The sequence below is a fragment of the Nocardia amikacinitolerans NBRC 108937 genome (genome assembly GCF_001612615.1).
Lineage (GTDB): Bacteria > Actinomycetota > Actinomycetes > Mycobacteriales > Mycobacteriaceae > Nocardia > Nocardia amikacinitolerans.
In genome coordinates, this window is record NZ_BDAU01000003.1 from 110,529 (window position 1) to 120,663 (window position 10,135).

General features: G+C 66.9%; 11 protein-coding genes, 1 tRNA gene and 1 pseudogene. 8 read left to right on the top strand and 5 right to left on the bottom strand.

The features are described 5' to 3' along the window. Positions 1 to 50: 50 nt before the first annotated feature. Positions 51 to 635, bottom strand: a complete 585-nt coding sequence (locus NAM01S_RS03930; protein ID WP_084482388.1) for a TetR/AcrR family transcriptional regulator — start codon at positions 633 to 635, stop codon at positions 51 to 53. A 109-nt stretch (positions 636 to 744) separates the two neighbouring features. Here NAM01S_RS03930 and NAM01S_RS03935 point away from each other — a divergent pair, with 109 nt between their 5' ends. The 4 genes from NAM01S_RS03935 (at position 745) to NAM01S_RS03950 (ending at position 4,234) form a co-directional block, all read left to right on the top strand. Further along, a complete protein-coding gene (locus NAM01S_RS03935; RefSeq protein ID WP_067779369.1) occupies positions 745 to 1,734 on the top strand; it encodes a GlxA family transcriptional regulator in 990 nt (329 codons plus the stop codon). Between the two features lie 132 nt (positions 1,735 to 1,866). Next, the gene (locus tag NAM01S_RS03940; protein ID WP_067779371.1) at positions 1,867 to 2,829 is read left to right on the top strand and encodes an alpha/beta hydrolase; all 963 of its coding nucleotides are present in this window, start codon (positions 1,867 to 1,869) and stop codon (positions 2,827 to 2,829) included. Positions 2,830 to 2,877: 48 nt separating this feature from the next. Continuing rightward, positions 2,878 to 3,723: an alpha/beta hydrolase gene (locus NAM01S_RS03945; protein WP_067779375.1), complete on the top strand. Its 846-nt coding sequence runs from the start codon at positions 2,878 to 2,880 to the stop codon at positions 3,721 to 3,723. An 88-nt stretch (positions 3,724 to 3,811) separates the two neighbouring features. Further along, complete coding sequence (locus NAM01S_RS03950; RefSeq protein WP_157107579.1) at positions 3,812 to 4,234, top strand: hypothetical protein; 423 nt, start codon at positions 3,812 to 3,814, stop codon at positions 4,232 to 4,234. A gap of 41 nt (positions 4,235 to 4,275) precedes the next feature. Here the strand turns inward: NAM01S_RS03950 and NAM01S_RS03955 are convergent, their stop codons facing one another. Then, positions 4,276 to 4,608 carry a thioredoxin family protein gene (locus NAM01S_RS03955; RefSeq protein WP_067779381.1) on the bottom strand — a complete coding sequence of 111 codons (333 nt, stop codon included), beginning with the start codon at positions 4,606 to 4,608 and terminating at the stop codon, positions 4,276 to 4,278. 244 nt (positions 4,609 to 4,852) lie between these two features. On the opposite strand from NAM01S_RS03955, the gene NAM01S_RS03960 reads away from it, so the two are divergent. The 4 genes from NAM01S_RS03960 (at position 4,853) to NAM01S_RS03975 (ending at position 7,438) form a co-directional block, all read left to right on the top strand. Further along, entirely contained in the window at positions 4,853 to 5,476 is a 624-nt protein-coding gene (locus NAM01S_RS03960; protein ID WP_169810800.1) for a TetR/AcrR family transcriptional regulator, read from the top strand. Continuing rightward, positions 5,473 to 6,357, top strand: coding sequence for an alpha/beta hydrolase (locus NAM01S_RS03965; protein ID WP_067779385.1), 885 nt, complete (start codon positions 5,473 to 5,475; stop codon positions 6,355 to 6,357). The genes NAM01S_RS03960 and NAM01S_RS03965 overlap by 4 nt, the downstream gene beginning before the upstream one ends. Before the next feature lie 69 nt (positions 6,358 to 6,426). Continuing rightward, positions 6,427 to 7,167 (top strand): SCO6745 family protein, encoded by a 741-nt coding sequence (locus tag NAM01S_RS03970; RefSeq protein WP_084482390.1) that lies wholly within the window; start codon positions 6,427 to 6,429, stop codon positions 7,165 to 7,167. Between the two features lie 197 nt (positions 7,168 to 7,364). Continuing rightward, positions 7,365 to 7,438, top strand: a tRNA-Pro gene (locus NAM01S_RS03975). Positions 7,439 to 7,479: 41 nt separating this feature from the next. On the opposite strand, the gene NAM01S_RS36320 is transcribed toward NAM01S_RS03975, so the two are convergent. From NAM01S_RS36320 to NAM01S_RS36325, 3 genes and pseudogenes are all read right to left on the bottom strand, one after another. Beyond that, a complete protein-coding gene (locus tag NAM01S_RS36320; protein WP_253798171.1) occupies positions 7,480 to 7,890 on the bottom strand; it encodes a tyrosine-type recombinase/integrase in 411 nt (136 codons plus the stop codon). Between the two features lie 847 nt (positions 7,891 to 8,737). Beyond that, positions 8,738 to 8,959, bottom strand: a complete 222-nt coding sequence (locus tag NAM01S_RS33710; RefSeq protein WP_084482391.1) for a helix-turn-helix transcriptional regulator — start codon at positions 8,957 to 8,959, stop codon at positions 8,738 to 8,740. 13 nt (positions 8,960 to 8,972) lie between these two features. Next, positions 8,973 to 10,060: pseudogene (locus NAM01S_RS36325) on the bottom strand (replication initiator). Positions 10,061 to 10,135: the final 75 nt, after the last annotated feature.

The window sequence follows — 10,135 nt, forward strand, 5'->3', positions numbered from 1 at the left end:
GGCTCGTGTGGTGCGGCGCCCAGAACCAACCTTCTCGAGGCACTGGTACTTCATTGCGGTATTGCGGCACATGAGATGTCGGCGACGTCGTACAGACGCTGGCGAGAGACGTCCAGGCGGCTCAGCTGGATCAGCCCCTGGGAAACCAGAACGACGTGGGAGCTGAGCGCGGCTAATTCGTTCTGGTCCAGCACCTTTCGCGGGATGTCGGCCCGGAGACGCTCGGCGACATGGGTCTCCATCCGTGCGGTCGTCCGCTCGGCGATAGCGATAACCTCCGGAACCCGGTGCCCGAGCTGCCCGATGCTGTTGAGCATCAAGCACCCCCGCCGGTTCCGGTGCGCGAGACAGTCCGCGATCACCGCGTCGAAGAATGCGCGCACCGCCGCGCGCGGCGGACCGGGAGTGGCGCGCAGCACCTCATGCACCAACTCGGCCCTCCGCTCGCAGTATCGGCGGAAAGCCGTGAGGAACAACCCCATTTTGCTGCCGTAGGCGGCGTAGATGCTGCCGTTGCCGACACCGGAGGCGCTCGACACACCCTCGACCGAGGTGCCGTCGAACCCGTCGGTCCAGAACAATTCGATGGCGACATCGAGCAGCGCCGACTCGTCGAACTGCCGCGGACGCCCCATTCGTCCACGCTAGCAACGCCCGGAATTCGCATCCGTCGCGGCCATGAGATCCGGCACACGGCGGCCGCTCGGCTTGGTTGTGGAGGCGCGATTCCACAATAATCGCCGAATGGATTCCAGAGCAGTTACCTCGTCGCGGCGGCGCATCGGAATCCTGGTCTTCGACGGGGTGAAGATGCTCGATTTCGCGGGCCCCGCCGAGGTGTTCGTCGAGGCGAACCAGTCGCTGCCCGCCTACGACGTGGTGCTGGTCTCGGCCAACGGCAAGGACGTGCAGACCTCCATCGGCGCGCGGGTCGCCGTGGCCTGCGCGGCAGCGGACGCGGGCCGCTTCGACACCGTGGTCATCCCTGGCAGCGAGCTGCCCGCCGCCCAGTTCGTGACACCGGAGGTGCTGCGTGCCACCCGTCATCTCGCGGAGCACACCCGCCGCCTCGCCTCGATCTGTAGCGGGGCCGCCATCCTCGCCCACCTCGGCCTCCTCGACGGCAGGCGCGCGACAACGCACTGGAAATTCACCAAGGACCTCGGCCGCCAATTCCCCGCGGTCGAGGTGGATTCCGACGCGATCTTCGTGCGCGACGGGCACATCTACAGTTCCGCGGGCGTCGCCGCGGGCATCGATCTGGCGCTGGCGCTGGTCGAGGAGGACCACGGCGCGGCGGTCGCGCGGCGGGTCGCTCAGTCGTTGCTGGTGTACATGCAGCGGGCCGGCGGGCAGTCGCAGTTCTCGGCGGCGCTGAGCGGACCCGTCCCGCGCAGCCCGCTCGTCCGCGCGGTCGCCAATCTGATCTGCGCGGATCCCGCCCAGCCGTACTCCGTGAAGACGCTCGCCGCGCAGGCCGGGGTGAGCCCGCGGCACCTGACCCGATTGTTCCGCGCGGAGCTGGAGAGCACGCCTGCGGAGTACGTCGCCTTCGTTCGATTCGGTTATGCCAGAGACAAACTCGACGCGGGATACAGCGTCACGGAAGCCGCCATGGCCGCCGGATACGGCAGTGCCGAGGCGATGCGCCGCGCCTTCATCGCGCGACTCGGCGTCTCACCGCGCAAATATCAGCAGCGCTTCCGATCCACGGCGTACGCGACGGGAAGCTGATCTTCGTTCGCGCGGTTTGCCACCGGGTGTCCCAAATCGGGCGGATACTTGGCTCAACGGTTGGGGCGCGTGTGCGCCCGGTTCACGAAAACTGGAGGCCCCACTCAACAACGACGCCGAAAGGTAGGGACCATGGCGGGAAATCCCCTCGGTCTATCGCTCGAGCCAGCAGCGCAGGAGTTCGTGGACGCGACCTCCGAGCCGCCGTTCCTGTACCAGCTTCCGCCGGAGGAAGGCCGCAAAGCGGTCGACGGCGTGCAGGACAGCCCGATCTTCAAGCCGGAGATCGACGAGGAATGGATCACCGTCGAGGGCGGGCCCACCGGCTCGGTCCGGGTGCGCATCGTCAAGCCGGTCGGCGCGGCCGAACCGCTGCCCGTCATCCTCTACACGCACGGTGCGGGCTGGGTCTTCGGTGACGCGCACACCCACGACCGGCTCGTGCGCGACCTCGCGATCGGCGCGAACGCCGCCGTGGTGTTCCCCGAGTACGACCGCTCGCCGGACCTGCGGTACCCGGTGGCGAACGAACAGTCCTACCGGGTCGCCCAGTGGGTCACCACCGACGGCGGCACGAAGGGCCTGGATTCCGCGCGCATCGCGATCGCGGGCGACTCGGTCGGCGGCAATATGGCCATCGCGTTGACGCTGATGGCCAAGGAGCGCGGCGACGTCTCCTTCGTCCAGCAGGTGCTGTTCTACCCGGTGACCGACGCGAACTTCGACACCGGCTCCTACCGAGACTTCGCCGAGGGCTACTTCCTGACCCGGGACGGTATGCGGTGGTTCTGGGATCAGTACACCACCAGCGAAGAGGACAGGGCGCAGATCACCGCCTCGCCGTTGCGCGCGACGACCGAGCAGCTCGCCGGCCTCCCGCCAGCCCTGGTCATCACCGCCGAGGCCGACGTCCTCCGCGACGAGGGCGAGGCCTTCGCGGCCAACCTCCGCCGCGCGGGCGTGCCCGTGACGCAGACCCGCTACGGCGGGATCGTGCACGACTTCGTGATGGTCAACTCCCTGCACGACACCTACGCGGCCAAGGCGGCGATCGCCCAGGCCGTCGCGGCGCTGTCCACGGCACTGCACGGCTGAGTCGCGGCGAAGACCTTCGAAAACCTTTGATCGACAGGACGATTCACGATGTCGACTTCCATCGATGAACACACCGGTGCGCAGATCGAACAGGCCAACGCGAGCGGGCGCACGCCGGTGGTGTTCATCCACGGTCTGTGGTTGCTCGCCAGCAGCTGGGACCGCTGGGCCACCGTCTTCGCCGACGCCGGCTACGCCCCGGTGACCGCGGGCTGGCCCGACGACCCGCAGACCGTGACCGAGGCGCACGAACACCCCGAGGTGTTCGCGGGCAAGACCGTCGGCCAGGTCGCCGACCACTACGAGACGGTGATCCGAGCGCTGGATCGCAAGCCCGCGGTGGTCGGACACTCCTTCGGCGGGCTGCTCACCCAGATACTCGCCGGGCGCGGACTTTCGGCGGCCTCGGTGGCCATCGATCCCGCGCCGTTCCGCGGGGTGCTGCCGCTGCCGATCTCCTCGCTGCGCGCCGCGGCGCCGGTCCTGACCAATCCGGCGAATCGGCACCGCGCGGTGCCGTTGACCTACGAACAGTTCCGCTACAGCTTCGCCAATGCCGTGGACGAGGCGGAGGCCAAGAGCCTGTTCGAGACCTACGCCGTCCCCGCCCCCGGCGCGCCGCTGTTCCAGGCCGCGGCCGCCAATCTCAATCCATGGTCGGAGACGAAGGTCGACACCGAAAACCCTGACCGCGGACCGCTGTTGATAGTCTCGGGCGAGAAGGACAACACGGTACCTCGGGCGATTACGCACGCGGAATACGTTAAACAGCAACGCAATTCGGGTGTCACCGAGTTCATCGAGATCCCTGGGCGCGGTCACGCGTTGACCATCGATTCGGGGTGGCGCGAGGTCGCGGACACGGCGTTGGGGTTCATCAAGCGCTTCGCCTGATCAGCGCTCCGTCGCGGTGGGAGCTACCCCCGCCGCGGCGGCGCAAGGCCTGAACGGCAATAAGATCAACTTCTGCTACATTTGCCCCGTGAACGGCCCGGTACCGGAGAAACAACCTGGTATCGGGCCGTCTTCGCGACGCTGGCTCATCGCGCTCGCGGTCTGCCTGGTGCTGACAGTGGCGGGTGCTCTGGTCTTCGCCGACACCCTGATGCGCGATACCGAGCAGCTACAGCGCTTCGAGCAGCCTGCCGATGTCCGATACGCCGACGGGTCGACTCACTACATCGGCCTGATCGAGGTTCGCAGCGCGCTGTTCCATCGGCAGCGGCCGTATCAGATCTACGCCGGTCGCTACCCGCATATGGGATACGGCCACTTCGTGGACGTCCCGAGCGACCATCGACTCGTCATCAGCGTCGTCGACTGGCAAACCGACGGCGTGCGAGTGCATTTCGATTCCGCCCCCGCAGTGTTCATCCCCGCGGAGAATTTCACCTTCGGTCGCTGAGGCTGTACGACGGCTCGTTCGTGATCGAATTCGCGTAGGGCTCAGCACTCGGGGAGGAAATCCCCGAACTCGTCCAGGAATTCCGGCACCGGGTCGACGCCAATGCTGTGGTGGACGAGGCGACCGTCGACGAACAGCCCGAGTGTGGGGAACGCCCGGATCGAGTACCGCTCGGCCAGGTCGGGCTGTTCTTCCACGTTCACCGTGACGACGACAAGCCGATCGGCGAGTTCGTCGGCGAGTTGGCGCAGCGTCGGTTCGGCCCGGCGGCACGGGGCGCAATAGGGGGCGGAGAAGGCGACCAGCACCGGCTTGCCGGAGTCGAGCACGGTCGTGGCGAAGGTTTCGGTGGATACGGGGGTTGGGGCCTTCATCGCTTCTCTCCTCGACGCTCGGTTATCGAATTGCCGGACGGTAACAGGGCAAACGTCCGAATCTGCTGCTTGCGGATGTCGGCAGTGTCGGGTTCCCAGACAGCGGCGACGGGCGCGTCTCTGCCCGGGCCAACGGCGCACGGCGGGGCGGCGGCGACTGCGCTGTTGACGGGTTCCGCACTCGCCTGCGCCGTATTGACCGACCGACGGTCGGTCGGTACCGTCGAGAGCAGGGAGGTGCACCGTGCGACAGGTGAAGAAACCCGAGGTCCGTAGAGCCGAGATCGTCGACGCGGCCATGCGCAGTTTCGTGGAGCGCGGCTACGACCAAACCACCGTCGAATCCATCACCGGCGGCCTCGGCGTCGCGAAAGGCTGCTTCTACCACTACTTCAGCTCCAAGGAGCAGGTCTTCGCCGCCGCCGTCGACGCCATCGCGCAGCGGCTGTGCGCTACGTATCTCGCTCTTCTGCAAGATGATTCGCGATCACCCAGCGCCCGGCTGCTCAGCTATATCGATCACAGCTACGCGCTCACCGAACACAACAAAGCGCCCGACCTGCTTGCCGCGCTACACGGGGATCGCTTCCGCGACATGCACCATCGAATCGTCGATCGGGTAGCGGGCGAACTGCGCCCCGCTTTGTGCACCTTGCTGACGGCGGGCGTGACCCAGGGCGAATTCCGCGTTCCCGACCCGGAATTCACCGCGATCGCCCTACTCGGCGCACTGCGAGAACTCCACGAGGTCTACGCCGAGCGCCCCGACCTCGACCTGCGCACGCATCGCGCCACGCTCGTGGACCTCCTCGAGCGCATGCTCGGCACGGCGCTCCCCCATACCGATCGACAGGCGGAGGAACGATGAAAACCCATGCGATCACCTTCGATTCGTCGGGCACCGAATGCGCGGGCACGCTGTACACCGAGACGGAGACCGGCGAGCGGCCCTGCGTCATCCTGTGTCCGGGCTTCAGCGGCACCCAGGACACCCCGTCGGTCGTCGCGGCCGCCCAGACCTTCGCCGCCGCGGGTATGGCCGCGTTGACCTTCGACTACCGCCGCTTCGGCGTGAGCGCGGGCCAACCGCGTCAGCTCGTCGACATCGACGACCAGCTGGCCGACATTCGCGCCGCGGTCCGCTTCGCCCGCGACCATCCCCTGATCGATCCGGATCGAATCGTGTTGTGGGGCACCTCTCTCGGCGGCGGCCATGTCGTGACGGTCGGCGCCGACGACGAGCGCATCGCGGCGGTACTGGCGCAAGTCCCCTTCAACGGATTTCCGCGCCGAGCCGAAGGACGTTCCACCAGAGCGACTCTCGCGCTGCTGCGCGTGATGGTGGCGGACTGGTTGCGCGGCGTCCTCGGCCTCTCGCCGCACTACATTCCCGCCGTCGGCCGCCCTGGCGAACTCGCCGTGATGACCGGCCCGCAGGCGCAGGCCACCATCGACGCGATGCACAGCGAAACCTGGCGCAACAGCGTGGCGCCGCGCGCCCTGCTCCAGATGATGCGATACAAGCCCGGCGATCACGCGCCCCGGCTCCGCATGCCGCTGCTGGTCTGCATCGGGGAACGCGACCGCGAGACCGTCGCCGAAGACACCGTCGAGCTCGCCGAGCGCGCGCCCCGAGGCGAGCTGCGCACCTATCCTTTCAGTCACTTCGAGATCTATCGCGCCGACAACCGCGAGAAGGTTCTCGCAGACCAGATCGACTTTCTCCGCCGGGTACTTCCCGGTCTGTGAAGCAGCCCTTCCGTACGGTGTAAGAATCACCTAGGGTTACCTGGATATAGTCCGATGAAGGGAGTGCGCGTGTCAGTCGCCGCCGCGGTCAAGAAGCAGGTCCAGGAACTCGGCGGGGGATTCATGTTCTCCCGGGAGGCAAAGGAATTCGCACGCAGCACCGGCGCCGAGGGGTTCTTCGGCCCGTACGCACGCGGTCGGGGCGGCGTGCTCGGCGACGTGGACGCCGACGTGGTGACCGCCGCCTTCGGCTTCTTCCCCGCCCATTCGATCCGCGCGGCCTGGGAGTCGGTGTCCATGCCCGCCGCCAAGGCCGCCGACGGCTACGCCGCCGCATGTCAGGAATTCGGCCGCCGCAAGCTCGCCGATTTCGACCAAGCCGAACGGCTCGCCCAACTGCTGGAAGTCGTTGTCGCCGCGGCAGATCCGGCCGGCGTCCCCCTCTTCGCCGGCTGGCGCGCCTTGCCCCTGCCCGCCGACGCCCCCGCCCGCATCACGCAACTCGCGCACATCTTGCGCGAACTCCGCGGCGGCCTCCACCTCCTCGCCGTTCGCGCCAGCGGCCTCACCCCACTCCAAGCCGTCCTCATCTCCGGCTCCCCCTTCAACAACGGCCCCAACCAGGCCCGCTGGTACGGCTGGCCCGAACCCTTCGAAGAAATCACCCCCACCATCCAAGACCGCTGGCAACGCGCCGAAACCCTCACCGACACCCTCATCTCCCCCGCCTTCGCCGTCCTCGACGACTCCGCGGGCGCCGAACTCACCACCTTGCTCACCGCCGCCCACACCACCGTCTTCACCCGCTGACGATCGAGGGGCCGCAACGATCGGGCCGCGAAGCGTGAGCGGCCCCGCAGCGGCAGCCGCCTCATCCCCCTCACCAACCACACCGACCCCACCCTCCCCAGCCCTCCACCCCCTATCGTTACCCCACCTGACCAGCCGATTAGCTCTCCAGACACACACTGTTGTAATCTCTTCAAGCGCCCCAAGCGGGCGCACCACGGGCTGTGGCGCAGTTTGGTAGCGCACTTGACTGGGGGTCAAGTGGTCGCAGGTTCAAATCCTGTCAGCCCGACACAGGAAAACCCCTTCCCACCTGCATGGGAAGGGGTTTTCTCATTCTCCGATCACCCGAAGTTGGGGACCAGATGGGGACCAATCAGCACCCATCCGAGCCAGCAACTCAGGAATCTGTGGCCCGCCGTTCGGCGTCAAGAACCGCGACAACAGGCTGCCGTCCTCGGTCAGCGTCGCCACGTCGGGATGCAGGTACCGCTGGGTGATCCGTGGATCGGTGTGCCCCGCGATTTTCTGGAGCCGATGCAGCGGTACCCCTGCGTCCGCGAACCATGTGAGTCCGGTGTGGCGGAGGTCGTGTCGGCGCAGGTGTTCGAATCCCAGTTTCGCGACCACCTCGTCCCAATGCGTCGCCCGCCGCAGCACTCCGGTCGAGATTCTGCCGCCACGCGGACCGACGAACAGGCGGGCGGCCGGGTCAGCCTGGACGGCGGCGATCTGTTTCGACACGATCGGGCGCAGCTCCTCGATGATCGGAATCTTGCGCGCGCTTGCCCTTTGTACCCTTGTCCAGCATCCCACCGGGTCCCGGAGTGGTTTGCCGACGCAGCGTCCACACCCAGCTGCTGGTATCGATGTCGCCGACACGGCAGCCGGAGACTTCGCCGATCCGTGTCGCGGTGCACGCTTCGAAGAGCACGACATCGCCCCCACCCGCGATACTCTCCCGCCGACGCCGCCACGAGCGAATCCGCCAACGTGGTAAGCGCCTGCCAGTCCGGTAGTGCCAGCGACCGCGGGTCTTCGAGTTCATCCTCGTATTGGGCGAATTGGCTTTGCCACCCGGTCACCTTTACCGGATTGCGATCGATCAACTCGTCTCGGACCGCGACGGCCATCACCCGCACCCACATCGCGAGCGTGTTCTTCACCGTCGACCTACCGCACCCTTGCGCGATCCACGCATCCACAGCGCGATCCGCGACACCGGCCGTGATCATCGTGACCGGGAGATGCCCCACCGTTGGGACAAGCCTCCGATGCCAACCAGCCAGGTATGGGTCCCTGGTCTTGGGCTCGACGCCGCGGAGCGCCCGTTCCAGGTTCGCCGCTCCGTACACGGCCAGGGTTGCGGTCGCCATCTTCGGATCGAGCCCCCGGGCAGCGGCTTGCCGCACTCGGTCGAGCCACGCCTCGGCATCCTCGCGTGTGCCGAAAGACTCCGAGACCGACGGCCGCTTCTTCGTAGCCGGATCGATCCACCGGACCCGTGCACGAAACGGCTTCGCGCGGTCCCTGACCTCGATGTCGGTGCGCAGCTCCACTCCCAGCGGCGCGAGGTCCACACGCTGACTCATCACGCCGCCATAGGGTCAACCCGCCGGGACGCCAGGTAGGCCGCGACATCCACTCTGCTGTAGCGAATTACCCGATCCGACACCTGAACGAACGGAGGCCCCTGCGGAGGGCGAGCAGTCCGCCACCTACGCAGACTCGACGCATCCACTCCGAGCATGCTCGCCACCTCTTCCGTGGTGTACCAAGTTATTCCAGCTAGCTCAACGACCTCTGCCGACATCGGACGCTCCTCCCTACGCTGCCTGCTGAATTGCCGAAGCGTCTTGCGCCCCTGGCGGGCTGGCCGCGAGCAGGCCGTTGGTGTATTGGGCTCGCCATCGGGTTCGTTGGGCGATGGCCGTCATGATCAGGTGGTCTCTGGGTGGTGCGGATGGGTCGCCGGGCTCTACCGGTGTGATCCGCAGGTGGGTGGTGTCGGGTTTGGTGATGCCGACCGCGGCGAGGGTTGCCGAACGAACTCCGCCCGATCGGCCTTGTGGTCCGGGAGGGTTTTGGCCCGACCAGCGGCGCGAGACCAGGACGCGGCGGCCGGGCAGTCCGAGGGTGTCGCGGCGGTGGGCTTTGCCCTTGCAGCGGCCGGGTACGGTCTTGTCGCTGGCGCCCTTGGGGACGATGCCGTAGCGCAGCCACACCGCGCACCGCGGCGAGCACGGAACATGCCGCAACGCGGCATGCAACGTGTCGTAATGTGCTGCTGCGGCAACGATTTTCGGCTCCACCACTTCCCCAACCGCTTTCGTCAGGTACTTGGTCAGATAGCCGATATGACGATCGGCCTCCGGGTTCCGGCGAGGATACCCTTGGAATCGACCTGCGCGCCGAAGCGGACCACGTGAGCGGGTTCGAGGTCGTCGACCAGGTCCAGGACGTCTAGCGCGTTGTCCCAGGCGGTGAGCGGTTGCCCGGTGTCGGGATCGACGAAGGTGCCCGCCTGGTGGTCCCAGGTCGGCATCCGACCGTCCGCGGTGGGATCGACCTGGTTGTCGAGGTCGAAGTGTGGCCACCACACCTGGTGGTAGGTGGCGGCGGTGACCGCGCGGATCATGGCGTGGGAGATCGAGCCCCGCAACGCGATATACAGATGTGGGGCACCACGTTTCTGGGTTTCGACGGTGGCGAAGTACTGCACGTCCCAGCCGACCGCCCTGCGCAGGTTCTGTAGCCAGCGGTCGACCAGCTTGGCGAAGAACACGATGTCACGCGCCGTGGACTGGTAGTCGTCAGGGCCAACTACGGTTGCCCCCAGAGTCGAGCAAGTCCAGCCGGTAGCGGCTCTGCGGCTTCCACCAACTCTGCCGCAATCTCGATTGCTCGTTCGCATTCCTGGGAGGTTGGAACTTCGGCTCCATCGACCAGATGCACCACGCGATTGCGAACGTCAACCAACCCTTTGAAT